The sequence below is a fragment of the Streptomyces beihaiensis genome, assembly GCF_026274175.1.
Classification (GTDB): Bacteria; Actinomycetota; Actinomycetes; order Streptomycetales; family Streptomycetaceae; genus Streptomyces; species Streptomyces beihaiensis.
Genome location: NZ_JAPHNL010000112.1, coordinates 61,137 through 85,363, shown reverse-complemented (window position 1 = coordinate 85,363; position 24,227 = coordinate 61,137). Strand labels below are relative to the sequence as shown.

The window sequence follows — 24,227 nt, the reverse complement described above, 5'->3', positions numbered from 1 at the left end:
TGCCCTGTCGGCACGCGTCCAGCCCCGGCCCGAACCGGTCACACTCCCAGCTGCAGGTCGTCCGCCGCTTCTTCGACCATGGCGACGCCGAGTCTGCTGACACGCGCGGCGAAACCGTGCCCCGCCACTCGCAGACCGGTCAGTCCGACCTCGCCCAGCGGTGCTCCGCGCAACGGGGAGAGCGCGACCGTCCGACCGGGCGCGTCGGGGCGGACACCGACGAGCGTGGCCAGGACGTGCACACCGGCGGCCGCGGCGACGGCGGCCGGTCTGCAGGCCGAGGGGTGCGGCAACGGAGCACCTCCCGCGATCCGCTGCTCCCCCGCGTACATCTCGGGCAGCCGGTAGCCGAACGCCTCGGCAGCGCCGACGAGACCGGTGAGCAGGGAGGCCGCCTCCTTCTCGTAGCCGGCGGCGGCCAGGCCCGAGACGGCGACCGCGGTCTCCCGCACGCGCACCGCTCCGGCGCTATGCCCGAACGGGTTGTACGACGGTTCCCTGGTCGCCGAGCTGCGCAGGCCCCAGCCCGAGTCGAGCCCGGGCCCACCGAGGAGCCTCGCCAACTGCTCCGTCTGCACCCGGTCCAGCAGCCCCGGCGCGAGGCGCCCCGCCCCCAGCAGGCCCGTGTCGAGGAGATGCGCGGCGGCGCCGACCAGCCGCGGGACCGCACACCCCTCCGGGGTCCGCAGCGCGGCGGGGCGCCCGCCCGCCCGGTCCTCGACCCAGAAGTCCTCCCGGAAGGCCGCCCGCATCGCCTGCGCCCACTGCCTCAGCTCGGAGCCGCCGGGTCTGGCACAGGCGTCGAGCAGATCAGCTCCCACAAGTGCGGCCCGGTGGGCGTGCGCCTGGGTCTCGCACCGCTGTGGTCCCCCAGGGCCGGGATCGGGAACGTACAGCCTCTCGCGGCCCGCGGCCAGCAGCCACTGCAGGCAGCGCTCGGCCGGGGGGAGCAGCTCGGCGACATCCCGGTCGGCCAGCCCCCAGCGCCTGGCCTCGGCCAGGACCACGGGAAACAGCAACGTGGCCTCGATGCCGGTGCAGGTCGGCTGCTCCTGTGCGCCGGTGTGCCGCAGCGGTCCCGGGATCCTGCCGAACTCCGGTCCCGGTGCGCGGTGTTGGGTGCGGGCGAGCATGCGCAGTGTGCCGACGGCCAGGCGTGTCCCGAGCGGCAAAGTCATCCGGGCGGCCGCCAGCGCCTCCGCGGGTGCCGTTCCGCAGCGCCAGGGGACACCGGCTGCGAGGGCGACGTCCGGCGGATGCGCCGGGTCACGCACCAGCAGCCCCTGCAGGTCGTCGATGCAGCTATGCAGGAGGGGGGCCACCCGCGGATCGTCCCCGCGCGCCTGGGCGCGGGCCAGGGGACGGACCGCGGGCTGGTCCTCGGCCCTGCCCACGCGTGTGCCGCCGGCCCGCACGCGCAGCTCCACGCTGTGGGCTCCGCCCGGGGGCAGCTCAAGCTCCCAGCGCAGCAACCCCGCCGAGGCCAGAGCATCGGTCGGCGCGGGGGTCGCCGCGACCACACAGACAGCCGACGGTGACGACCACCGCATCCCGGCGTCGTGGACCGTGGCGGGCAGTTCGCGTCCGGGCCGTCCGGCGGCCACGGAGCCCAGTTCCGCGAGGTCGGTGCCGAGCGCCACTTCCAGCGGGATTCGGAGCGGTCTCGGCGCCGAACTGCTCAGAGTGATCCGCTCGGTCCCGTCGGCGTGCCGGGTCCGTTCCACCACGATGTCCGGATCGGGCCCCGCATCGGCGGCCGCTCTCACGGTCGCCACGAATCGCGCCCGGTCGGCCGAGACCATGCGCGCCAGGACCGCCCCGGGGGCGCGGCCCGCCACCCGGATCTCACATCGCGACAGCAGACGCCGCCCGGACCGGTAGAACCCTTCGAGACCGCGACCGGTCAGCTGACCGTCCTCTGAGGAGATCGCGAGGCCGGGCAGGGCCACGCAGACCAACGAACGGTGCACCGAGGGGAGTTCTGCCAGCGGTCGGGGAACTGCGCGGAGTCGGCGGCCCCGGGGGGATGTCTGACCGGTCGCACGTGGAGGAGATGTCTGTTCGGGCGTGAGGGCTTCGGCGCTGTCGGCGGCCGGTACGGCGGGAGGGGTGTTGCGTACCGTGTCCGGCGTCGTCACCGCTTCCCTCCCGCTGCCGCGGGCGGGACCGCCACCACCGCGGGCGGCACTGCCCCGCGCAGCCGGCAGACCGCATCGGGCGCGAGAGCCGCCGGCTCCTCGTACCTCTGGGCCCGCGGCCATTCCTGCCGCGGGCTCGGCCGCACCTCTTGAGCGGCGGCCGGGCGCCCCCGCGCCGCCCCCTTGCCCGTACATCGCCGGTCGGACGCTCTGCCGAACGTGTGAAGACCCAGCTCCCCCACGTGGGACCTCCTTTCGCGCGCGGTCGCGCCAAGCGACGGCATCCTGCCGGGCCAGTAGTCGTGTCGGCGGCACGCCCCGGCCGTCGCCGCCACCACACGAGTGAACGGCGCGGCCAGGTCCCGAGTAACGCTCCGGCGCCGGGATGAACTCTCTGTCCGCGCGGCGGACTCCTTCCCCAGCGGCCGTGATCATCCGTCGCTCCTGCCTCGGTGCCGCCCTGCCCTGCGGCGCATCACGGGGCGACGCGGAGCCCGTGAGCCCGCCCAGGCGGGACGGCTGCCGGCAGTGGGGCGACGCGCGCCCCTGCGGCGTACCGCCGCCTCCAGTCCCCTGACGGCCCGGGACATGTCCGGGCCTCCGGCGCCGCCGGGGACCGGCACGGCCCTCGACACGGGGCGCGCGCCCCGCGGGTCCCTGACGTCCCGCTCGCCCGGTCCCCCGTCGTCGCCCTTGCCCTGGCCCTGGTCGCTCGCTTCCTCCTGGTCGGGCCGGTGAGCCGCTCCTGCGCGCAGGGCACGGCGAACCGGCTCCGGGTCGAGGCCCGCGGCCCGCGCTTCGTTCAGAAGGCGGGCGAAGACATAGCAGGGGTCGAGGGTCAGAGCCATCTCCAGTGCCTGGTCGGCCTCCGCGGTGTCCCCCAGGGACCAGGCCACCCAGCTCGCCAAGGTGAGTGACGGCACGGCGTGTTCCCCATAGGGCACGACGCACCGCCGCGCCAATGCCCTCCACAGCCGCAGCGCCCGCGCGCCCTCCTCGCCCTCCATCCATGCGGCCGCGCCGTCCCTGGTGAGCCGGTCCTGCAGGCCGATGATCAACATCGCGGCCTCGTCGTCAGCCAGCAGCCCGTCGTCCTGCCGGTCGGCCTCGCCCGCGTCCGCGCGCTTCGGTGCGGCCGCCAAGCGCCGCATGATTCGGCGGGCCAGATCGAGGACTTCCTTCTCCACGTCGTCCCGCGAGGCGTCGGTGAGGATTCTGGGCACGAGGTCCCATGAGGCGGCGTCCAGCGCCCGCGCCTGATCGGCTACGAGCGCTGTCTCCAGGGGCATGAGGCGTGACCTCATCTCCGGTGCGGACGCGCGCACCTGGATGCCCGCGTACGCGGCGGTGGCTGCCATCACCGAGCTTTCGCCGGCGGGGATGGGCCTGCCATCGGGCGGGCAGCACTCTCGACGCGGGCAGCAGTAGGACCAGTACCTGCCGTCCGAAAGACACAGGGCCTCGGTCACCGGCACGTCCAGGCTGCCGCACGCGGTGCGCAGCCGCTGTGCCAGGGGCCGCAGCCGCTCCATCACCTCCCGTCCGCTGTCCACCCCGGCGTTCACCGGCTGCTGGCAGAGGAACGCGATGATGCTGTCGGGCCGTCCGTCCCTGCGCTCGCACTCCCCGACCAGACAACACGCCATCTGCTCGGCCACGGCCGTCCAGTCATCAGGGTGTTCGGGCAGGCCGAGCCTCACCCGGCCGCCGAATCGGCCGTTGTACAGGGCGATCAGGACGATGCTCTGCTCCGGCCTGAATCCGAGCAGGTAAGGCAGCGCCTCTGCGAGTTCACCGGCCGTGCGGAGGTTGATCTTGGCCTCGCCGGTCACACCGACGGGCTCGCTGTGATTCGTCATGGGACGACCATGCACCGGACTTCAAAATTCCGCTTTTCTCTGTGGACAACCTGAATCAGGGACATGTCATGGGTTGTCCACAGCCCGTCGGTGACGCGACACACGCGTCTGACTCAGCCCGCCGTGGCGAGCACCAAGGGAAGAACCTGTCCGCCGCCTGCCCGGCGGAGCAGTCGAGCGGCGACCGCGAGTGTCCAGCCGGAGTCGGTGTAGTCGTCCACGAGCAGGACGGGGCCGGGCACGCGGGTGAGCGCCGCGGCCAGGTCGTCGGAGACGGCGAAGCAGCCGGAGAGCGCCTTGAGGCGTTGTGCGGAGTTGCTGCGCCGCACAGCGTGCGGCCCACGGGGCCCGGTGTAGGTCACGGTGCCGAGAAACGGCAGGCGGCCGATGTCCGCGACGCCCTGCGCGAGCGAACCGACCAGCTGCGGCCGCGACATGGACGGCAGCGCGACCACGCCGACCGGCCGGTCGATCGCGTCCGCCACGCCCGGTGCCCAGCCGCCGGGCGCGCGGGCCCAGTCGGCCAGGACCGCCACGGCTGCGCGCAGGACGTCGTCCGGCACGGGCGCATCAGGAGCGTTCTCCGCCAGGAGCGGGCGCAGCCGGTTGCCCCAGCCGATGTCCGAGAGCCGACCCAGCGCACGCCCGGTCGAGCACTGCTCCGCCGCGGGGATACGCCCTTTCAGCTCGACGCCGAGTGCGGGCATGCCGGTCGGCCACATGCGGCGCGGGGCGATCTCCACCCCGGGTCGGTCCAGCTCCTCGACGGCCGCGGTCAGCGTCCGCTCCGACACGCTCACCCCGATCCAGGGGCCCGCGCAGTTGTCGCACCGACCGCACGGAGCAGCGCCCTCGTCGTCCAGCTGCCTCCGCAGGAACTCCATACGGCAGCGGTCCGTGCCGACATAGTCGCGCATCGCCTGTTGTTCCGCGGCGCGCTGCCGGGCCACCCACGCGTACCGCTCCGTGTCGTACACCCAGGGTTGCCCGGTGCTCTGCCAGCCACCCTTGACCCGCTTGACCGCCCCGTCCACATCGAGGACCTTGAGCATGGTCTCGAGGCGTGTACGCCGCAGCTCCACCGCGGCCTCCAGGGCCGGCACGGACAACGGCCGGCCCGCCTCCGCGAGGGCCGCAAGGGTCTGGCGGACCTGCGCCTCGGGCGGAAAGGCGGTGTCAGCGAAGTAGCGCCAGATCGCTTCGTCCTCCTGCCCCGGCAGCAGCAGTACGTCGGCGTGGTCGACGCCGCGCCCTGCGCGCCCGACCTGCTGGTAGTAGGCGATCGGCGAGGACGGGGAGCCCAGGTGCAGGACGAACCCGAGGTCCGGCTTGTCGAAGCCCATGCCCAGCGCGGACGTCGCGACGAGCGCCTTGACCCGGTTCGCCAGGAGGTCCTCCTCGGCCTGCAGCCGATCGGCGTTCTCCGTGCGGCCCGTGTACGACGCGACCGCGAAGCCGCGCTAGCGGAGGTAGGCGGTGGCCTCCTCCGCCGCGGCGACCGTCAGCGTGTAGATGATCCCGGAGCCGGACAGTTCGTCCAGGTGCTCGGCCAGCCAGGCCAGGCGGTGCGCGGCGTCCGGCAGCCGCACCACACCCAGCCGCAGGCTCTCCCGGTCGAGCGGTCCGCGCAGCACGAGGGCCTCGCCGGCGCCGGTTCCCAGCTGTTCGGCGACGTCCGCGGTCACGCGCGCGTTGGCGGTCGCCGTCGTGGCCAGCACGGGCACGCCGGGGGCGAGCTCGGCGAGCATGGCCCGCAGCCGCCGGTAGTCGGGGCGGAAGTCGTGGCCCCAGTCGGAGATGCAGTGCGCCTCGTCGACCACCAGGAGGCCGGTTGTGGCGGCGAGTTTGGGCAGCAGCTGTTCACGGAAGTCGACCGAGTTGAGCCGCTCCGGGCTGACCAGAAGGACGTCCGTCTCGCCGCGCTCCACCTCTCCGTAGGTGGATTCCCATTCCTCCGGGTTGGCCGAGTTGATGGTGCGTGCGCGGATACCGGCGCGCTCCGCCGCCTCCACCTGGTTCCGCATCAGTGCGAGCAGCGGCGAGATGATCACCGTCGGGCCCGAACCGCGCCGCCGCAGCAGCGCGGTGGCCACGAAGTACACGGCGGACTTGCCCCACCCGGTGCGCTGCACGACCAGGGCGCGCCTTCGCTCCTGCACCAGAGCCGCCACCGCACGCCACTGGTCCTCCCGCAGGCGCGCGGTCCCGTCGGGATCGCCTACCAGTTCGGCCAGGATCGCGTCCGCCTCGGTGCGCAGCTCCAGATCGCTCATGTCTCCATGCAACCCGACGCCACTGACAATCGGCGAATCGGCCGGTGAGCCCAGGTGTGGCTGTCGCCGTGACGAGGTTCACCGCCGCGCATCGCGAGATCCGCATCCTGGGCCTCACCTGTGGGCAGGGATATTGACGACGCATCGCCAGATACCGGCCCGAGGGCCCGATTTGCTCGTTGCCGTGCGCCGGTGCGACGGGAAGAATCGGGGGACGCTCCCCGTGGTCCGGCAGGACTGTTCCGCGGTGCGCTCCCCCAGTCCGACCCTGCCCGCAGGCAGGGGTGTCGCCGAAGGGAGGACCGTGACCTTCGGATTCGTTCCGTCCCCGGCATCGTCGATGCCCGCCTCCGCGATGCGCTCCTCGAGATCCGCCGAGACCGTCGACCGCCCCACGAGGCTGCTGGACCCCGCGGAGTGGGCGGCGGCCGGCATCCCCCTGCTGCGTAATCCGCGCGAGGTGGTCAGCGGCCTGCACACACGCCACCGGCCGACCGCGCGGACCGCGGTCGTGGCCGTTCTCGACCCGGAGGAACGGCTCAGAGCCAGCGCCTCGTTCGCCCGGCGGGCGAGCCCGGCCGACGGATGGACGTTCCGCAACGCGCTGCTGAGCCAGTTGCGCCGCGTGATCCCGCACGACCTGCGCAGGCGCGCGCCCGTACGGACGGCCGTCCTGCTCTACTGCCGGGACGGCGACATCCGCTGGACCCCTGAGGACGGGGCGTGGATGTGGGGGCTGCGGGACGCGTGCACCCTGCACGGCCTGCGCTGCGGCGCCTACATCACCATGACGCGGGACGGCTGGCAGGTGCTCGGCGAGGAGCGGGGCGGTCGCCGCCCCAGCGTCGGCTCCGCCGACCAGGCTCTGGGCGTGGACCCGGAGCCCGCGGTGCGAACCGGCGGCGCCGCGACTGAGCTGCTGCGCCGAGCGGCGGCCCGCTGAGCACGAGCGACCGCCCGCCGACTCCCGTGGGCCCGGGGCGGTCGGCAGGCGGTGTGTCAGGCCCGAGCGGCCAGCAGCCCGTTGACGCGCTCCGGTTCGCCGCAGACGATGAGCAGCGAGCCGGCACGCGCGTGTGCCAGCGGCAGCGCGGCGGCGGTCACCTGGTCCGCGCCGCCGTTCACGGCGACGACGACCACGGGCCGCGACGCGGCCCGGCTCAGCGCGGAGGCGTCCGCGTAGAACACGTCGTCCCCGGCATCGTGCTGCGCCCAGTAGGCGCTCTCACCGAAGGACTTCTCGTGCGCGGCCCACGGGTGCAGTTCGCCCGTGGTGACGACCAGTACGTCGCCGGGCGCGCGGCCCGAGTCGAGCAGCAGGTCGACGGCTTCCTCGGCGGCGTCCAGCGCGCCGTCGGTCGAGGCCGGGATGACCTGGAGCTGCGCGTCGGCCGCCGCGGGCGGCGGTGCGGCGGGAGGCTTGGGCGCGGGCTTGGCCGGGCCGGGCTTCGGGGCACCGCCCGAGGCGCGCTGGGCCGGCGGCGCGGGCCGTGCGGGGCCCGGTCGGCCGGGCCTTGGCGGCGCCGCGGGACGCGGGCCGGGTACGGGACGGGGGGTCGGCGCGGTACGGCTGCTGGCCGGCGTGGCGCGGGGACCCTGGGCGCTCTCGTGAATCTGAGGCTCCTCGGGAATGAGAGGCATAGGCTGATATCTATCAAACGCAGGTGCGAGTCGCGTCGGCGGGTGCCTTGTCGTGCGAGCGCGGCGGTCAGAAGTCGAAGCCGAGCTGGCCCTCGATCTCCGGAATGCTCGCGTCCGCCCAGGTGCGGGCCTTCTTGAGGTGCCGCCACTGGGGCAGCGCATCAAGATACGCCCACGACAACCGGTGGTACGGGGTGGGTCCCCGCTCCTCCAGCGCGGCACGGTGCACCGGCGACGGGTATCCGGCGTTGGCCGCAAACCCGAAGTCTGCATGGTCGATGCCCAGTTCGGCCATCAATTTGTCGCGACGGACCTTCGCGATCACGGAGGCCGCCGCGACGGCGACGCAGGAACGGTCCCCCTTGATCACCGTACGGACCTGCCACGGGTCACCGAGGTAGTCGTGCTTGCCGTCCAGGATGACCGCGTCCGGTCGCACGGGAAGCCCTTCGAGGGCCCGCACCGCGGCGAGCCGGAGCGCCGCCGTCATGCCGACTTCGTCGATCTCCTCCGGGGAGGCGTGGCCGAGGGCGTGGGCGGTCACCCAGCCCTCCAGCTCCTCCGCGAGCGTCTCACGTCGCTTGGGGGTGATCAGCTTGGAGTCGGTGAGCCCTGCCGGCGGTCGGCGCAGTCCTGTGACGGCGGCGCATACGGTGACCGGGCCTGCCCAGGCACCGCGCCCGACCTCGTCGACACCGGCGACGATCTTCGCTCCGGTAGTGGCGCGCAAGGAGCGCTCGACGGTGTGGGTGGGTGGTTCGTAGGGCATGGCGGCTCCAGCCTACGCCGCCACCGGACCGCCGCGACACCCGGTACGGCGCACCGCGCTCTCACTCCGGGCGCGAGGTCAGCAACGGCACCATCACCTGGTCGATGAGGTCGACCAGTTCCCCGTCTTCCCATTCGCTGCCGCACATCTTGCTGCGGTACATCATCATCGCGGGGATCACGTCGCACACGGTCGCGTTCGCCGCGTCAGGTCGCACCTCGCCGCGGTCGATGCCACGACGTACAACCTCCTTGATCAGTTCGACGCCCGGTTCGACGACGCCCTCGGTGATCACGGAGTGGAACCGCTCCGCGGCGATGGTGTCGCATTCGTGAATGACAGCGCTGAGCGCGAGACCGGACCTGGAGAACATGGCCTGCCGCAGCCGCCGGCACAGCGCCAGGAGGTCCTCGCGCACACCGCCGTGGTCCGCGGCGGAGTCGAGCACGGGAAGGCCGGCCTGGAGCGCGTCGACGACCAGGTCCTCCTTCGAGGGCCAGCGACGATAGACCGCCGCCTTGCCGGTCTGGGCGCCCGCGGCGACGCCCTCCATCGTGAGGCCGTTCCAGCCGACCGTGCTGAGTTGTTCCAGCGTCGCGTCGAGGATGGCCCGTTCCAGCACGGGTCCACGCCTGCGCGGGGAGGTGGCCGCCTGAGCGGGGGCGGCCGTCCAACGCGAAGTAACCATGGTCATCTCTCCAACGAGCGGCCGAGGGGAATCGTCGCCGCTCGTACGGAGGTTGCATCGTCGCGGCCGTCTCGTCAACGCAAGATCAAGAACGATTCGGCTCGGCAGCCCACTCCTCAGCCCCACCACCTAGGTTGCTATCCAACCTATTAAGTGGTGTCATCTATTCATGGCTACTGACCGACGGGCGAGCTGGCTCAAGGGTGTCCTCGACCTCGCCGTGCTGACCTGTCTCACCGAAGGTGAGAGCTACGGCTACGAAATCACCAAGAAGCTCGCCGAATCCGGTCTCGGCGAGATCCGTGGCGGCACGCTCTACCCGGTGCTGAACCGGCTGGAGGAAGCCGCCCTGGTGGAAGCGGAGTTCCGCGCCGCCGAGCGCGGGCCGGGGCGGCGTTACTACCGCCTCACCGAACAGGGCCGCGCCTTCCTGCACGAGCAGGGCACGGCGTGGCTGCGGTTTCACCAGGTCGTGAAGTCCGTACTGACAAAAGGGGGAGCAGAAGAGTGAGCGAAGAACACACAACGCGCGCGTACTTCGACGAATTGGCGGCGCACCTACGGTCCAACGGCGCGCCCGAGGCGAAGGTGACCTCGGTCGTCGCCGAACTCCGGGACTACGTGGGCGAGTCGGACAACGCCCCGCAGACCGAATTCGGTCCGGCCGCCGAACTTGCCGCGCAACTGGCGGGGCACCGTGCGCCGGGCGCGGCGGACGCCCCGGCTCCGGAACCCGGGGCGCAACGCTGGGTATGGACCGCGGACGCGTACGTCGACCAGGAAATGATGAACCGCTTCGGCGCCCAGGGGTGGGAGATCGAGCGGGTCGACAGGCTGGGCCGGTTCATCAGCCACCGCGAGCCGCGGTCCACGCTCCGCTGGGAGTACCGGCGCGACGTGGTGGACCGCAAGGACCGCGCGACGCTGACGGCGCGTATCGCACCGGACGGCTGGGAGCCCTGTGGACACTGGATGTACCTCGCCTACCACAAGCGCCCACTCGCCGCTTCGACCGGTCCGGCCGCCGCGCTCGACAAGGGCGAGCTGCCAAAACGTCCGCGGCGCAGCGTCTACTTCACGCGCAAGCTGTACGCGGGACTACTGACGTTCGTGGTCGCGGCGGCCGTCTCGGGCACGCTGACGTGGTATGCGACGTCGGATCACGGCTCCGGTCAGGGCCTCAGCGACGGCACGTACGCGGGGTTCGCCTGCGGCGCCGCGCTCGGCCTGGCGCTCGCGACGCGCAACCTGCACAGGATGCGCGAGAAGTTCCGGCGCGCGTCCCGTTATCCCGACGACGCGTGAGCGCCGGAAGCCCGCCGGTCATGGGTGCGACCGGCGGGCTTCCTGAGTGACGCCGACGGGTCAGGAGAGCGTGACGTCGTCGTAGTGGGTGTAGGTGGCGTCACCGGGCCAGCCGTCGTCATGGCTGATCAGGGTGAGCGTGTAACTGTGCCCGGCCGTCACCGAGGCCGTGCTGTGGCTCCACGCCGCGGACGACGGACAGGTCTTGGCGAGGACCGTGGTCGTCGTACCCGTCGTGTTGTCCTTGAGGGTCGCCGTGGCCCAGTCGTACCAGATGGAGTCCGGGCACGTCACGGAGTAGTAGAAGCCGAGAGTGCTCGTACCGGCCGGGGCGGTGAAGCTCTGGGCGATCGACGAGTCGCCGTTGGTCGGCGAGGTGCCTCCGACCTGCGCCGCGTAGCTGCCGCTGTGCACGCCGGAGCCGACCACGGAGGTCGTTCCGGACGGCGTCCAGCCCGTGAGGCTGCCCTGTTCGAAGCCTGGGTTGGTGATGGCGCCGCCCGTGCCTGTGGAGTTCACCGTGAGGGTGTAGGTGGCGGTGTGCGTGGCGGAGGAGCCCTTCGCGGTGACCGTGATGTCGTACGTGCCCGCGGGCGTCGACGACGACGTGGCCACCTTGAGCGTGGACGAGTTGCCCGCGGTCACCGAAGCCGGACTGAAGCTCGCGGTCGCACCGCTGGGCAGGCCGGACGCCGACAGGTCCACCGTCTGCGACGAGCCGGAGGTCACCGTGGTGGAGACCGTGGTGGACGCCGACGAGCCCGCGGCCACGCTGCCCGACGCCGGGTCGACGGCCACCGAGAAGTCGTCGGTGGCGGTGGAACCGCAGTTGGGCAGGGTGAAGGAGGCCAGCCTGGTGTGCCAGTTGAAGTTGCCGTTGGAGGGGATGTACTCGTTCGTGTACCAGAAGGTGCAGCCGTCCGACGGGTCGACGGACATGGAGGTGTAGTCGCCCCAACGGCTGTAACTGGTCTGCGAGCCGCCACCGGTGATCGCCGTGACCTCGCCCTGCGTCATCGTGCCGAGGGTGTCCCCGGCCAGGCGCCCTGTGTAGCGGATCGACGGGTGGGCGGAGGACGAGGAGTCCGAGTAGCCGAGGGCGATGTTCCCGGCCGTGTCCTCGGCGATCGACCCCATCCAGCGGTATGTGGAGTCCGGCGCGTACGTGCCCTGCTGGTACACGGTCGGATTGCCGCCCGAGAGCCGCATCTCGTACCAGCGCACGCCCACCGAACTGCCCGCGGTGACGGCGTGGTCCACGACCAGGGACTCGTGATCACCGAAGTTGCGGTAGGCGAACCGATACATCAACCGGTCGGAGAGCGAGTCCAGTTGCTGGCTGGTGCCGGACTGCGGGACACAGGTGCCGGAGCTGCCGCACGCGGTGGTGTACGGGGCGACGGACAGCGTGGTCGGGCCGCTGAAGGTCGAGTTCGACGGGGTGTTCCAGTCCGTGTGGAACTTCCAGTACGCGAGCGACGAGCTGGTGGTCCCGAGCGACATCATCAGCTCCGGCTCACCGGACGGCGGCGCGGTGGAGCCGTCCAGGTCCGCGCCCAGCAGGCCGCCGTACGACGACGAGGTGGTGAAGCACTGCTGGGTGGCGCTCCCACCGGTCAGCATGTTCGCCCGGTCCATGGCACACGCCTCACCGTGCAGGAAGCTGCCGGAGGCGGTGAACATGTTGTAGGTGACGTAGTACGCGTCCGGCCACACCGACAGCTTCGGGTAGTCGGGGAAGTTCGCGTACTCGAAGGAGTACCGGTGGTAGCTGCCGGTCGCGTCCGTGCCGGTGGAGACGGCGACGCACTCGTAGTACGGGCCGGAGGACGAGCGCACGTTGGCGAACTGCGTGACCACCCAGCGGCTCGCCAGGCTGTCCCAGCGCACCACGGCGTCACCGTCATTGGTGGATTCGCAGTTGCCGCCGAATCCGGACCACAGGGTGTTGGTGTCGGTCGGAGCGAGGACCGTGGAGCCGGTCTTGGAGAACACCGCGTACGCGGTGTTCACGGTCTCGACGATCTGGGTGGCGCCGACGGCGGCGTTCGGGTCCGGCGGGACGCCGGTGATCGAGTAGTTTCCGGCACCGATTCCCTCGAAATTCGTGCCGGTCGACGGGGCGGAGGGGCCGCCGGGGCTGGACTGGACGACAGGGTCGGGCACGGGCGAGGCGGGCGGGTGCGGCAGCCGGTCCTCGCCGGGGTCGTCGTCCTGCGGCCTCTTCGAGTGGTGGCCGTGCGGGTGGGCGTGGGCCCGGGCGGCCATGGCGCGCAGGGTCGGGGAGGTGTCGTGGCGGACAGCCGGGCCGGTGTCGGCGGAGTGGTGCGCCGAGGCGGTGGAGTGGTCGGAGGCCGGGGCGGCGGCCTGGGCCGCGGGGGCGGCGAGCCAGATCCCGGGGGCGACGGCGACGATTGCGGTGAGAGCCGCTATGCGACCGCGTCCGGAACTGGGTCTGTGACCGCGTCTGCGTCTGGAACGAATCACTGAACATCCCTTCGGGCAGCCGGGGATGACCCGGCACGGTGGGGTGAAGGTCGTTCACGCCGATAGAGCGCGTGTTCGCAATGCGGGATGCTTGCACCGGACATGTCACGCCACAAGAGGGCGGGCGGCCGACGTTCCCGACGAGACCGAGAATTTACGCGGTACAGTCAACTCACAGTAAGGACACAGGACTTCTCTTGCCTCGCTGCCGGGCGTCCGGCATGACGACGCAGAGTGCCGCCCCCTCGGTCGCACACGACCAGCTCTGCCCCGCCCGCACCGCACCCCCGGGAGCATGCGTCATGGGACACCGCCGCATCGCGGCAAGGCCGTTCGCCGTTCTGGCCGCCGTCGGGTCACTGTTGGCGACGGCGGGCGCCTGCCACGACACCCGCGCCCCGGCCACACCGCCGACGCTTCCGACGGCTTCGGCTTCGGCTTCGGTGGTGTCGACCACGCCCGAGCCTCCGACCGGCAGCGCCGCCCGTAGATGCGGCAGCGGAACGATGACGGTCACCCACACCCCGGCGGGCCCCTTGGAACGGCGCGCCTGCGCGCACACCGGCACGCGGATCCGCATCGACCTCGAACCGTCCACCGACCACGACTGGACACCGATCGCCAGCTCCGACCCTGCGGTCGCGTCCGTGGTCGCCGACCGAGCCGCGTCCGGCGGCACCCGGACGGCCGAGATCCGCGCCGACTCCCCCGGCACCGCCGAGCTGATCTCCGCCGACACCTACACCCCCGACCCGCACGGCCCGCCCTCTCGCCGCTGGCGCCTGACCCTCACCGTCGTGCCGTAGGCGGCCACCGTCCGGGACCGGCGCCCCGACTCACGCCTCCACGCTCACGGCCAGCCGCCACAGCCGCGTCTGCGGCCCGAAGCCGTCCCCGCGGAACGACGACGTCGACCGCACCTCCCCGCGGCCTGGCCCGACCGCGCGCACCACGGCCCGCGCGACGCCCTCACACACCTCCCCCGCGATCACGGCCAGCGGCCCGTCGACGACTTCGACCGGCGTCCAGCCGTACCCGGGCGTGCCGTGAAGCGTGACCGCGACCTCCTGGCCGACGGCCATCCGCAGACGTACGTTCCGCGGACCTCCCGGGTCGTGGACGACCACCAGCCGCTCAGTCCGCGCCGTCCCGTCCACACCCTCGTCGGCCATGACATCAGCGTAAGTCGCCTCCGACGCAACGCAGTCCGGGCAACTCACATAAAGAACGCTTGCGTTCACACCTGCGGGACCACTACGGTTCCCCTTAGGGAACGTTGCCGTTCTCTAACGCTGTCTACCGGGGGGACCCGCCCGTGACGCACGATCAGATCCAGCTGAAACCACCCACATCCAGCACACCCCGTTCGGCCTCGCACCGCCCTTCCCACCCCGGCATCGCCCTCGCGGTGATCGCCGCGTGCCAACTGATGGTGGTGCTCGACGCCACCATCGTGAACATCGCCCTGCCGCACATCCAGACGGCTCTCGGCTTCTCGACGAGCGATCTGACCTGGGTGATCAATGCCTACGCGCTCACCTTCGGCGGCATGCTGCTGCTCGGCGGCCGCGCCGGTGACCTCCTGGGCCGTCGACGCATGTTCATCGTCGGCATCGGCCTGTTCAGCCTGGCCTCCCTGCTCGGTGGATTCGCCCAGGAGCCGTGGCAGTTGCTCGCGGCGCGCGCACTTCAGGGTGTCGGCGGCGCCATCGCCTCACCCACGTCACTCGCGCTGATCGCCACGACGTTTCCCGAAGGCCCCGAGCGCAACAGGGCGTTCGGCGTCTTCGCGTCCGTCTCCGCCGGCGGGGGTGCCATCGGCCTCATCGCGGGCGGCATGCTGACCGACTGGCTCAACTGGCGCTGGGTGCTCTTCGTCAACGTACCGATCGGCGTGTTCATAGCCTTGCTCGCGCCGCGCTACATCAAGGAGTCCGAGCGCCATCCGGGCCGGTTCGACCTGGCCGGGGCGCTGTCGTCGACCGTCGGCATGGCCGCCCTCGTCTACGGATTCATCCGCGCGGCCAAGGACGGCTGGAGCGACAACCTCACCGTCACCTCGTTCGGCGTCTCCGTGGTCCTCCTGCTCACCTTCGTGGCGATCGAGCGACGCACGGCACAGCCGATCACGCCGCTCAAGCTGTTCGCCGACCGCAACCGCTCGGGCACGTACGCGATGATGCTGAGCCTCGCGGCCGCGATGTTCGGCATGTTCTTCTTCATCGTGCTGTTCGTGCAGAACGTACTGCACTACAGCCCGATCAGGGCCGGGCTCGCCTTCCTGCCGGTGACCGCCGCGATCATCGTCGCGGCGGGCCTCGCCACCAATCTGCTGCCCCGCCTGGGACCCAAACCGTTCATGGTCAGTGGCGGTGTGCTGACCGCCGTGGGGATGGGCTGGCTGACGCTCATCGATCCGTCCAGCTCCTACCTGGGCGGGCTGCTCGGACCGATGCTGTTCTTCGGCTTCGGCATGGGCCTGAACTTCGTCACGCTCACCCTCACCGCCGTCTCCGGCATAGCCGACAGCGAGTCCGGTGCCGCGTCGGGCATGCTCAACACCACGCAGCAGGTGGGTGGCGCTCTGGGGCTGTCGATCCTCACCACCCTCTTCAGCAGCGCCGGCAAGGACGAGGCGAAGAAGCAGGTGCCGAAGTTCCTCGCCCAGGGTTCCCCGGAGCAGAAGGCGCACTTCGCGAAGACGCACTCGCTCCCCTCGCCCTGGAGCGACTCGGTTCTGGCGCACGGGATCGGTCACGCGTTCATAGCCGCCGCGGCCCTTGCGGTGCTCTCCGCGCTCGTGGCCTTCTTCGTCATACAGGTGCGCAAGAGCGACCTGGAGGCGCTGAGCGGAAGGGCGGGTGCCGGGGGCGTCTGAGCCGGCGCCACGGGACCGGGGTCCCCACTGCGTCCTGCCCGGGTCGAGCGGCGGCTGCCGGGGCCCGCGGGCGGGGAGGCGGCCTCGGCGCCCGCTGGGCTCAGACCGGTGTGTGCGGTGTCAGCTCGATGCGGCGAGCGTCGGCGCCCACGGCGGCAGCGGTTCGGTCCTCTCCCGCCACGCGGCGGGCGGGGTACCGCCCTTGCCGGAGGCCACGACACCGCCGACCATGGCGCACGTCGTGTCCATGTCGCCGCCGACGCGGACCGTGTCCCAGAAGGCACGCTCGAAGTCGCCGAGGCCCCGCGCCGCCGACCAGAGGGCGAACGGCACCGTGTCGTGCGCCGTCGTACGCCGACCACACCCCAGCACCGCGGCCACCGTGACCGGGTCGCCGTAGTCGAGCATGTCCCTGGCTCTGCGCAGCCCAGCGCCCACGGCGCTGCGCGGCACGAGTGCGATCACACCGTCCAGCAGGGCCTGGGGGGTCGGCACACCCGCCGGGTCCGCGACCAGCGCCGACGCGGCCGCCACGGCCATCGCGCCGACGACGGCCTCCCGGTGCTGATGGGTCGGGTATGCCGAGATCTCGGCCTGGTGCGTGGCCTGCTCCGGGTCGTCCGCGTAGTAGGCGCCGAGTGGCGCGATGCGCATCGCCGCCCCGTTCCCCCACGAACCGCGCCCGTCGAAGAGCGCCGAGGCCAGTGCCCGCCAGTCGCCGCCCTCCCGGATCTGCCCGAGCAGCCGGGTCACCGCCGGTCCGTAGTCGCGGTCGGGACCGTGATGCTCGGCGAAGGAGCGAGCGAGGTCGTCCTGGTCGATGCGGCCACGGGCGGCCAGGACGGCGACCACGGAGCACGCCATCTCGGTGTCGTCGCTCCAGCGCCATACGCCATCAGGCAGCGCACGGCGCTTGAGGAGCGGATAGTTCGCCGGGGCGAAGAACTGTGACCCCAGGGCGTCTCCCACGCTGAGCCCGCGCAGGGCGGCGAGGGCGCGGCCCAGGCGCCGTTCTGGAGAGGATTCAGCGGTCATCGCTCTGCCACTCTATCCGCTGACGCCGTAGGGCTGCGGTTCGCACCAGCGTTCGAAAGGTCGGTCCAGGGTGTACTTGCCGTTCTCTCCCAGAACGAGCATCCGCGTCTCCCCGTTCCCGGGGTTCGACAACGACTCGAAGTCCGCGACGGTCCAGTGGAACCAGCGCATGCAGAACAGCCGCATCGTCAGGCCGTGCGTCACGATCAGCACGTTCGGCGGATGATCGGGGTGCTCGAAGCTGCGGTACAGGCTCTCCAGGAACGCTCCCACCCGGTCGTACACGTCAGCGCCCGACTCGCCCTGGGCGAACCGGTAGAAGAAGTGTCCGTAGGCGTCACGGTACGCCTTCTGCAGGCGCACGTCGTCGCGGTCCTGCCAGTTGCCCCAGTCCTGCTCGCGCAGCCGCGGTTCCTCCCGCACCCGTACGAGACCCGGGTCCAGCCGGAAGGCACGGAACGTGTCGTGCGTGCGGCGGTACGGCGACACGTACACGCTCACCCGTTCGGGCCCGAACAGCTCCCGCAGCCGCGCGCCGGTCTCTTCCGCCTGCCGCTGCCCCGTAGGGGTGAGGGCGAGGGCGTGGTCGGGCTCGCGCTCGTACACGGTGTCGTCTGCGTTGCCTTCGGATTCCCCGTGCCTGACAAGAACGATGCGCCGCGGTCGTGACATGCCACGACCCTAGATCGAATCTCCCGGGTTCGAGCACACGTACGGACTCCGTGCGGTGTACGTGACACAGACGGCCGACCCGGCGCGGATCTCGGTCCACGCGCGCGTGGCCACGCGTTCACACGGTCCAGGACGGGTCGAGCTGGACGATGTCCCCGGCGATGGCGGCCACGTCGGCGTCCGTCTGGGCCCGCAGCGAGAGCCGCTCCACCCGGTCGGCCTGGTACTTCCCGTGCTCGGCCGCCGACTGCCACATCGACAGCACCAGGAACTCGTTCCCGGCCGCCTCACCGAACAGGCCCCGCACCATCCCGGGCGATCCCGCCATGGCCGGGTTCCACACCTTCTGCTGCATCAGGGTGAAGTGCTCGGCCCGCTCGGCGTGCACCGTGCAGTGCGCGACCCGGACGACGTCCGCTTCCGTGAACGTCGGCTCGAACCCTGTCTTCACATCGAAGAGGTGGTCGAACAGGTGGGTGTGGATGTCCTTGTACGTTCCCGACTGCGCGGCGGCCAGCCGGTCGTGGGAGCGGGCCATGAACGAGTCGTAGAAGGCGCGGCTCTCCCAGAACCCGAAGACGTGGGCCACGTCGGGCCGCTTCCGGCTCCAGCCGCCGCCCTGCCCACGGAACCCCGGCTCGCCCAGGAGCCCCGCCCATTTCCGCTGCCCCCGCTCGAACCCCCGACGGTCCACCACGGTGCAGCGAATCCACTTGACCAGCACCGCGCCATCGTACGGCCCGGTACGTGAAGCCGTGACCAGGTCGCCGTGTTGTCAGTCGGAGGACGTAGCGTGTCAGTAGCACTCAAGAACGCGCCGAGAAGGGGGAGTTCGGTGAGCAGTCTCCGCAAAGGGATCGACAAGGTCGAGGTCGGGCTGAAGTGGGACCCGAGCCCACTCGGTTCGCCTCCCCACGACCTGGACCTCGTGGCGGCCACGTACACGAGGGACGACCCGCACGGCAGTCCCGACTATCTCGTGCACTTCGACAGCCGGTCCCCCGACGGGACCATCAACCTGAACCGGGACAGCAGGACCGGTCAGGGCTTCGGCTACGACGAGGTCATGACGCTGGAGTTGGAGCGTCTTTCCGAGCGCTACGCGCGCGTGGTCGTGGGCGCGGTCATACAGCAGGACGAGCAACTCGACGGCCCGCACAAGGTGTTCGACGCCATACCGAGCGCCGCCGTACGCATCCGTGAAGGCTACACAGTGCTGTCGGAGCACGACTTCGCGACCGTCGCCGGTTCCACGGCGGCCACGGTCGGCGAGTTCGTCCGCGACACCGACGGCGAGTGGTCGTTCCGGGAGACGGTGCGCGGCTTCGACGGCGACCTGGACGCGTTCGCCTCGGCGATGGGCTCCCTCTAGGGCCTCGCGGATCGAGGACGGCGAAGGGGCGGCGGAACCATCACGGTCCCGCCGCCCCTCACGTCAGGCGATCGGCCGGGTCAGGCCGCCCGGTATACTGGTGGAGATCACTTATTGCTGGGCTGCGGTATTCAGATGGATCACGGGCCGACAAGGTCCCAATGATCGGTGCCGTGTAGGTTCCCGCCATGACGGATCACTGGCGTAAGGATCGGATCGGGAGTGCCCTGAGGGGCGAGAACCCCACTGTGTTGCGACGGCTGACGGCTGGGTTCGCGGTGATCGGGGACGTCCAGTGGCTGCCCGGCTACTCGGTGCTGTTGGTCGATGATCCGGATGTGCAACGTCTGTCGGATCTGCCGAAGCCGAAGCGGATGTCCTTTCTCTCCGACATGGATCGCCTTGGGGAAGCGGTAGAACGCTCTTGCCGCCGCCTGGACCCTGCCTTCAGGCGCGTGAATCTGGAGATCCTTGGTAACACCGACAGCTTCCTGCATGCCCATGTGTGGCCGCGGTTCGATTGGGAGCCCAGCGAGTTGGTGGGAAAGCCGGTGTGGCTGTATCCGAGTGATCGATGGAGTGACGAGCGGTTCGTCCTCGGTCCGCAGCATGACGAGCTGCGGCAGGCGATCGCAGTCGAACTGGACGGGTTGTCCCTCACCACAGAGTGAGCGGCGCGCCTGCGGTCTGGGCTTCGCGGATTCGCCGTTCGATCTGGTCGGCGGTGTCTCCTGCCGTGATGCCCGCGCGGATGGCGGCGGCGACGGCTCTGGCTCGTCCTGCGGCGCCGCGGAGGTCAGCGAGCGGCCCGTGGGGGTTGCGGTGGCGCCTGGCCCATTCGGCGCGGTTCTCGGCGTTGGTGCCCAGGCGCAGGTGAGCGGGGTTGACGCATCCTGCTTCGTCGCAGCGGTGGCAGAGGCAGGGATCGTCGGCTCCGGACCAGCCGAGGCGCGGGATGACGCCGTGTTCGAGCTGGTAAGCGAAGAGATGCGCGGGGACCGTGCCCCGACGGGAGCGGCCGGGGAGGCTTGCGGCGCGAAAGGTCCCATGGCCGGTCGAGGAGATTCCGGCCGCCCATATCCAGCAAGTCTGTTCGGATCGCCGGTAGCGCTTGGCCTCGAAACGCGCCACGACGGCCGGATCGTCGAGCCAGCTCTGCCAGAGTTCGGCGGGGATGCGTGCTCGTTGCGGAGGCCCGAACAGCGCCAGTTGATCGTCGTGCTGCGGCTGTTCGCTCGGCGGGGACGGCATGGAGGGCAGGCATTCGTCGTCACGTCGGGGGCCGTGCTGGGGCATCGAGGGTGGCCTCCGGTTCGTGGTTGCTGTTACCCGCTGTCGGTGCGGGCCGCGAGGTAGGCGGTCCAGTCTCGTTTGACGAGTTTGCCCCATCGGACGGCGGTGTTGATATGAACTCCGAGCAGGTCGGCGACGACCGGGGCGGGGAGGTCGTCGGCCAGGGCGCACAGCGCGCTGTTGCGTGCGGGGATGACGCGGATGCCGAGCGTGTTGAGCTGGTGTGTGAGACGGCCGTAGTCCATGCAAGCGCCGGGGCGCGCACCGGGGAAGAGGAGTTCGCTGACCGGGGCGAGGTCGCGGATGATGGGGCGGCGGCCGAACGGCTCGGCGGCGACCAGCCGTTGGACGATCGCGGCGAGCGGGGGAGGCAGCAGGACCGGGTGCCGGTCGAGGGTGAGATAGGTGCGCTCGCCGCGCGTGCTGATGTGGGAGCGGGTGAGCGTAACGATGCGCTGGGGGCGTTGCCCGTAGAGCAGGACGAGGGCGCCGGCGACGCGCTGGTGCAGCGGGATGTCCTCGTCGGTGAGGCAGCGTCGCAGCAGTTGCCAGCGCTCTTGGTCATCGAGGATGTCGCCGGGCTCGCTCCGGCCGCTGCCGAGCCAGGGGATGTGGAGTTCGGGAGCGAGGCGGCGGCTGTGGGCCCAGCGCAGGAAGTCGCGCAGGCGGTGGTGGGTGTGGGTGCCGGCGTCCAGCCAGGCGTCCACGTGCGCCTGTGTGACCGTGGTCAGCGTCAGATGCTGTTCATCGAGCCAGTTCAGGAAGCGGACGGCGATCAGGATGCGGGAGCGCGCGTACTTGCGGACGCTGGGGGTTGAGGCCCGTCGCATGCTGAGACCGCGTGCTCGGCGCAGCACCGACCAGGACGCGTAGGGGCGGATGAGCGTGATGATGTGCGGCGGCTGGGCGGCGAGAAGGGTGTCGAGCCAGGCCGGGATGGAGTCGAGGTGTTCGTCGCGGGTGGGCAGGACACCGGCCGTCACCAGGACCTGGCGCAGGTATTGGACGTGCTTGCGGTGGGAGGGGAAGGTGTCGAGGAGGCCGTGGGTGATCTCCTCGTGGTCGGTGGCGAGGCGCCCCAGGAGACTGCCCCAGTCGGACCGGTAGAGCCAGAGCAGGATCTGGTAGGGGTCCGACTCGGCATCGAGGAGTTCGAGCAGAGGCGTCAGCTGGGGCCGGAGATGTCCGTCTGGGCCGGACAGCAGTCGGTGTACGCGGTCGTGGGCAACGCAGCGCGGACACAGACCGTCGGAGAACAGGGCGTCGAAGCGGTCGCAACGGCGGCAGTTCCACTCCCGGGCATCGCCTGCGCAGGGACCGCAGATCGCGCGGTCGGCGGCGTCCGTGCCGATGAGGGGCCGGACGGCAGTGCATTGGGCGCACGGGGCCGTGTTTCTGCGGATCTTCGTGTGGCAGGGACTGCAGACGTCTCCGAGCGGCAGCCGCGAGTGGATGTGCTGGACCTTTCCGCAGCGAGCGCACGTCCGTCGCGGGCGCCTGCGCGAGCAGCAACTACCGCAGCGCGGCTCGCCCGTGCGCAGTCCGCGTGGGCAGGGGCGCTGCTGACCGCAGTCGACGCAGGTGAGCACGGGCGGGTTCCAGCAGCGTTCGCAGACCAGTGCGCCGGACGTCCGGTCGCGGCGGCGGTTTGCTGTTACCCGTCCGCACTCGCCGCACTCGGCAGCTCTCTCCCGGTGGTAACAGCCTTTGCAGAGGGGGCCTCGCTCGGTGTAGGAGCACACAGGGCGATCACGACCGCAGTCAGTGCAGGTGTGCAGCGGCGCGGACCAGCAGTTCTGGCAGAACGGCTGTCCGTCCCGGCGGCTGACGACCGGCGCCGACTTGCCGCAGACGCAGCACTGCTGCCAGAAGGACGTGTCGCGGCGCTTGCACTTGGGGCAGACGGCTCCGCCGTCCGCCTGCCGCCAGGCGACCTCGCGCAGATCGCCGCAGCGGACACACGTCTCGACGTGCTGTCGGCTGTAGCAGGTGACGCAGGCCCGGCCGTCATCCAGGCGGTGCCGCAGCGTCTGGACCCGGCCGCAGCGCACGCACCGGGCCCGCTGGACGGACGGGTAGTCGGCGGCGAGGGCGTCCAGGAGACGAAGCCGTGCGGCCGGGCCACCGGAGTGGCCCGACGTCAGCGCGTCCGAGAAGTCCTTAAGGTAGCCAAGCAGTTCGCCGGCCGCGGGGCGGCGCAGCCGCAGGTTCACGACGTGTGCCGACAACGTGGCGCTGTCGGCCTCTGGCAAGACGTTCCGTAGCAACTCCACGAGTTCGTCGACCACTTCAGCCGGTGCAGTCACAGTCCCTCCGGGCGCCGGATGGACGTGCGGCGTACTTGCGGGACGGCCTGGTCGCTGCCGCCGGTGCCGGTCTTGCGGACCTGCTGGTTGACGACCGTGATCTCGATGAGGTCCTGGACCTGGCAGTCGAGGATGTCGCAGAGGGCCGCCAGGGTGTCCATCGACATGCGCTGTGGCGGCTGGGTCACGAGGCGGAAGACCTGCTCCCGGGACAAGTGCACTCCGCGCTCGGCGAGCAGGGGCACGAGGTCAGTGGTGGCGAACATCCCGCGCTCGGCCATGACCTTGCGCAGGTGCCACTGGTAGCCCATCTTACGGTTCACGAGACGCTCCATCGGTCTGCGTGGCGGTCCAGGGAACGCTGGAGCAGCCGGTTGCGGTACTCGTCGCTGACGCCGGTGTAGAGCGCGGTGGTGGACGCGTACTCGTGGCCGACCTGGTCCTGGACGAACCGCTCCGGGTAGTCGAACTCGATCAGGTGCGTGACGTAGGAGTGCCGCAGGCAGTGCAGATCGAGTTCCTCGGGCAGGCCGGCGGCATCGCGCGCCGCCTCGAACGCCTCGTTCACCGAGCGGCGCGAGAGACGGCTCTGCCGCTCGGTCACCCACAGGGCCGGAAGCCGTCCCGGGCCGAAGCCGGGCCGGATCTCGTCGAGCCACTGCTCCAGCACGGGGACGATCCAGTCCATCTCCGGGACCGTGAGTACGGTCCGCCGCTTGGGCGGACTGCCCTTGGACGACTTGCCCCAGCGGACGTAGAAGGCGCCGCACCGGCCGTACTGACGGGCCTTCGGATTGTGCCGCAGATCGGTCAGGTCCAGACCCCACGCCTCCCGACGGCGCAGCCCGTAGGCGTAGACGGTCTTCAGCAGCACGGCGTCACGCATCGCGGCCAGCGCGCCCTTGCGCCGCCGAGCCCTGATCTCCTCCACTCGCCCGTCCGCGGCGTCGAACAGGGCTTGGACCTCGTCGTAGGTCAGCGGCCGACGCCGCGGATCGCCCTCGTACTCGGCGACGTGCGCGACGGTGTTCCACTCGTGCAGGATCTGCACCGGCGCCCGGCCGAACTTCTCCTCACACTCCCGCGGCCACGCATAGCGAACGTCGGTGACGTACTCCATGAACAACCGCAGCGTGTTCTGATACCCGCGAGCGGTGGAGACCACGATCGGCCTCTGCCCCGATCGCAGATGGTCGATGAACGCCTCCACCTCGACCGGCCGCCACTGCCACGGGTACTCGTTGGTGTAGGCCGCGAAGCGCCGTACCAGATCGGTGCGGGACTGGATCGTCGACGCCTTCAGAAACCGGGTCCGCTGCTGCATGGCCCAGCCGTCCAGCATCGCCGCGAAGACCGCCGGGGCCGGGTCGAGATGCACGACCCCCGAAGCCAGCACGAGCGAGGCCGCACCCGGCAGTTCAGCTGCTCTCGTCACGATGCATTCAACGCAACATCGATGCATCGGTTACGCCGCAGACGGCATCAGTCCAGGCCGGTAACAGCAGAGAGGG

The 24,227-nt window shown here is 71.0% G+C and carries 21 protein-coding genes and 1 pseudogene; 7 read left to right on the top strand and 15 right to left on the bottom strand.

Annotated features, from left to right (window positions below):
• Positions 1 to 38: 38 nt before the first annotated feature.
• The 3 genes and pseudogenes from OFY01_RS12460 to OFY01_RS12450 all read right to left on the bottom strand — a co-directional run bounded on the left by OFY01_RS12460 (position 39) and on the right by OFY01_RS12450 (position 6,270).
• Complete coding sequence (locus tag OFY01_RS12460) at positions 39 to 2,261, bottom strand: glycogen debranching N-terminal domain-containing protein (protein WP_407700329.1); 2,223 nt, start codon at positions 2,259 to 2,261, stop codon at positions 39 to 41.
• Between the two features lie 308 nt (positions 2,262 to 2,569).
• Positions 2,570 to 3,997: a DUF4192 domain-containing protein gene (locus OFY01_RS12455; RefSeq protein ID WP_266599227.1), complete on the bottom strand. Its 1,428-nt coding sequence runs from the start codon at positions 3,995 to 3,997 to the stop codon at positions 2,570 to 2,572.
• 113 nt (positions 3,998 to 4,110) lie between these two features.
• A pseudogene (locus tag OFY01_RS12450) lies at positions 4,111 to 6,270 on the bottom strand (RecQ family ATP-dependent DNA helicase).
• Between the two features lie 304 nt (positions 6,271 to 6,574).
• On the opposite strand from OFY01_RS12450, the gene OFY01_RS12445 reads away from it, so the two are divergent.
• A complete protein-coding gene (locus tag OFY01_RS12445; protein WP_266599225.1) occupies positions 6,575 to 7,213 on the top strand; it encodes a hypothetical protein in 639 nt (212 codons plus the stop codon).
• A gap of 56 nt (positions 7,214 to 7,269) precedes the next feature.
• Here the strand turns inward: OFY01_RS12445 and OFY01_RS12440 are convergent, their stop codons facing one another.
• The 3 genes from OFY01_RS12440 to OFY01_RS12430 form a co-directional block, all read right to left on the bottom strand.
• On the bottom strand, positions 7,270 to 7,911 hold the full coding sequence (locus OFY01_RS12440) for a hypothetical protein (RefSeq protein WP_266599224.1): 642 nt from the start codon (positions 7,909 to 7,911) through the stop codon (positions 7,270 to 7,272).
• 67 nt (positions 7,912 to 7,978) lie between these two features.
• On the bottom strand, positions 7,979 to 8,680 hold the full coding sequence (locus OFY01_RS12435) for a ribonuclease HII (RefSeq protein WP_266599222.1): 702 nt from the start codon (positions 8,678 to 8,680) through the stop codon (positions 7,979 to 7,981).
• Positions 8,681 to 8,741: 61 nt separating this feature from the next.
• A complete protein-coding gene (locus OFY01_RS12430) occupies positions 8,742 to 9,368 on the bottom strand; it encodes a TetR/AcrR family transcriptional regulator (RefSeq protein ID WP_266599220.1) in 627 nt (208 codons plus the stop codon).
• Between the two features lie 169 nt (positions 9,369 to 9,537).
• Between OFY01_RS12430 and OFY01_RS12425 the strand changes: the two genes are divergently transcribed.
• Positions 9,538 to 9,879 (top strand): PadR family transcriptional regulator, encoded by a 342-nt coding sequence (locus OFY01_RS12425; protein ID WP_266599218.1) that lies wholly within the window; start codon positions 9,538 to 9,540, stop codon positions 9,877 to 9,879.
• Complete coding sequence (locus OFY01_RS12420; RefSeq protein WP_266599216.1) at positions 9,876 to 10,673, top strand: hypothetical protein; 798 nt, start codon at positions 9,876 to 9,878, stop codon at positions 10,671 to 10,673. Before OFY01_RS12425 ends, OFY01_RS12420 begins: the two co-directional genes overlap by 4 nt.
• A gap of 60 nt (positions 10,674 to 10,733) precedes the next feature.
• Here the strand turns inward: OFY01_RS12420 and OFY01_RS12415 are convergent, their stop codons facing one another.
• Positions 10,734 to 13,160 carry a hypothetical protein gene (locus OFY01_RS12415; protein ID WP_266599214.1) on the bottom strand — a complete coding sequence of 809 codons (2,427 nt, stop codon included), beginning with the start codon at positions 13,158 to 13,160 and terminating at the stop codon, positions 10,734 to 10,736.
• A gap of 302 nt (positions 13,161 to 13,462) precedes the next feature.
• On the opposite strand from OFY01_RS12415, the gene OFY01_RS12410 reads away from it, so the two are divergent.
• Positions 13,463 to 13,966, top strand: a complete 504-nt coding sequence (locus OFY01_RS12410) for a hypothetical protein (protein ID WP_266599212.1) — start codon at positions 13,463 to 13,465, stop codon at positions 13,964 to 13,966.
• Between the two features lie 30 nt (positions 13,967 to 13,996).
• Here OFY01_RS12410 and OFY01_RS12405 read toward each other — a convergent pair whose 3' ends face one another.
• Positions 13,997 to 14,332, bottom strand: coding sequence for a hypothetical protein (locus OFY01_RS12405; protein ID WP_266599210.1), 336 nt, complete (start codon positions 14,330 to 14,332; stop codon positions 13,997 to 13,999).
• A 158-nt stretch (positions 14,333 to 14,490) separates the two neighbouring features.
• On the opposite strand from OFY01_RS12405, the gene OFY01_RS12400 reads away from it, so the two are divergent.
• A complete protein-coding gene (locus OFY01_RS12400; protein WP_266599321.1) occupies positions 14,491 to 16,038 on the top strand; it encodes an MFS transporter in 1,548 nt (515 codons plus the stop codon).
• Between the two features lie 120 nt (positions 16,039 to 16,158).
• On the opposite strand, the gene OFY01_RS12395 is transcribed toward OFY01_RS12400, so the two are convergent.
• From OFY01_RS12395 to OFY01_RS12385, 3 genes are all read right to left on the bottom strand, one after another.
• The gene (locus OFY01_RS12395) at positions 16,159 to 17,073 is read right to left on the bottom strand and encodes an ADP-ribosylglycohydrolase family protein (RefSeq protein ID WP_266599208.1); all 915 of its coding nucleotides are present in this window, start codon (positions 17,071 to 17,073) and stop codon (positions 16,159 to 16,161) included.
• 12 nt (positions 17,074 to 17,085) lie between these two features.
• Positions 17,086 to 17,745 (bottom strand): histidine phosphatase family protein, encoded by a 660-nt coding sequence (locus OFY01_RS12390; RefSeq protein WP_266599206.1) that lies wholly within the window; start codon positions 17,743 to 17,745, stop codon positions 17,086 to 17,088.
• 118 nt (positions 17,746 to 17,863) lie between these two features.
• Entirely contained in the window at positions 17,864 to 18,469 is a 606-nt protein-coding gene (locus OFY01_RS12385; RefSeq protein ID WP_266599204.1) for a YdbC family protein, read from the bottom strand.
• A gap of 111 nt (positions 18,470 to 18,580) precedes the next feature.
• On the opposite strand from OFY01_RS12385, the gene OFY01_RS12380 reads away from it, so the two are divergent.
• Both OFY01_RS12380 and OFY01_RS12375 read left to right on the top strand, forming a co-directional pair.
• Complete coding sequence (locus tag OFY01_RS12380) at positions 18,581 to 19,117, top strand: TerD family protein (RefSeq protein WP_266599202.1); 537 nt, start codon at positions 18,581 to 18,583, stop codon at positions 19,115 to 19,117.
• Between the two features lie 188 nt (positions 19,118 to 19,305).
• Positions 19,306 to 19,788, top strand: coding sequence for a diadenosine tetraphosphate hydrolase (locus OFY01_RS12375; protein WP_266599200.1), 483 nt, complete (start codon positions 19,306 to 19,308; stop codon positions 19,786 to 19,788).
• Here the strand turns inward: OFY01_RS12375 and OFY01_RS12370 are convergent.
• The 4 genes from OFY01_RS12370 to OFY01_RS12355 all read right to left on the bottom strand — a co-directional run bounded on the left by OFY01_RS12370 (position 19,775) and on the right by OFY01_RS12355 (position 24,151).
• On the bottom strand, positions 19,775 to 20,368 hold the full coding sequence (locus OFY01_RS12370; RefSeq protein ID WP_266599198.1) for an HNH endonuclease family protein: 594 nt from the start codon (positions 20,366 to 20,368) through the stop codon (positions 19,775 to 19,777). The two genes, OFY01_RS12375 and OFY01_RS12370, sit on opposite strands and share 14 nt — an antisense overlap.
• 74 nt (positions 20,369 to 20,442) lie before the next feature.
• Positions 20,443 to 22,716, bottom strand: a complete 2,274-nt coding sequence (locus tag OFY01_RS12365; protein ID WP_266599196.1) for a hypothetical protein — start codon at positions 22,714 to 22,716, stop codon at positions 20,443 to 20,445.
• The gene (locus OFY01_RS12360; protein ID WP_266599194.1) at positions 22,713 to 23,039 is read right to left on the bottom strand and encodes a helix-turn-helix domain-containing protein; all 327 of its coding nucleotides are present in this window, start codon (positions 23,037 to 23,039) and stop codon (positions 22,713 to 22,715) included. Before OFY01_RS12360 ends, OFY01_RS12365 begins: the two co-directional genes overlap by 4 nt.
• On the bottom strand, positions 23,036 to 24,151 hold the full coding sequence (locus OFY01_RS12355; RefSeq protein WP_266599192.1) for a tyrosine-type recombinase/integrase: 1,116 nt from the start codon (positions 24,149 to 24,151) through the stop codon (positions 23,036 to 23,038). The genes OFY01_RS12360 and OFY01_RS12355 overlap by 4 nt, the downstream gene beginning before the upstream one ends.
• Between the last annotated feature and the right edge of the window lie 76 nt (positions 24,152 to 24,227).

Coding starts and splice junctions, on each gene's coding strand:
- OFY01_RS12430 (WP_266599220.1), bottom strand. CDS start 9,368: ATGGTTACTTCGCGTTGGACGGCCGCCCCCGCTCAGGCGGCCACCTCC.
- OFY01_RS12390 (WP_266599206.1), bottom strand. CDS start 17,745: ATGTCACGACCGCGGCGCATCGTTCTTGTCAGGCACGGGGAATCCGAA.
- OFY01_RS12425 (WP_266599218.1), top strand. CDS start 9,538: ATGGCTACTGACCGACGGGCGAGCTGGCTCAAGGGTGTCCTCGACCTC.
- OFY01_RS12395 (WP_266599208.1), bottom strand. CDS start 17,073: ATGACCGCTGAATCCTCTCCAGAACGGCGCCTGGGCCGCGCCCTCGCC.
- OFY01_RS12410 (WP_266599212.1), top strand. CDS start 13,463: ATGGGACACCGCCGCATCGCGGCAAGGCCGTTCGCCGTTCTGGCCGCC.
- OFY01_RS12455 (WP_266599227.1), bottom strand. CDS start 3,997: ATGACGAATCACAGCGAGCCCGTCGGTGTGACCGGCGAGGCCAAGATC.
- OFY01_RS12435 (WP_266599222.1), bottom strand. CDS start 8,680: ATGCCCTACGAACCACCCACCCACACCGTCGAGCGCTCCTTGCGCGCC.
- OFY01_RS12440 (WP_266599224.1), bottom strand. CDS start 7,911: ATGCCTCTCATTCCCGAGGAGCCTCAGATTCACGAGAGCGCCCAGGGT.
- OFY01_RS12460 (WP_407700329.1), bottom strand. CDS start 2,261: ATGGCCGCGGGCCCAGAGGTACGAGGAGCCGGCGGCTCTCGCGCCCGA.
- OFY01_RS12370 (WP_266599198.1), bottom strand. CDS start 20,368: ATGCCGTCCCCGCCGAGCGAACAGCCGCAGCACGACGATCAACTGGCG.
- OFY01_RS12405 (WP_266599210.1), bottom strand. CDS start 14,332: ATGGCCGACGAGGGTGTGGACGGGACGGCGCGGACTGAGCGGCTGGTG.
- OFY01_RS12375 (WP_266599200.1), top strand. CDS start 19,306: ATGACGGATCACTGGCGTAAGGATCGGATCGGGAGTGCCCTGAGGGGC.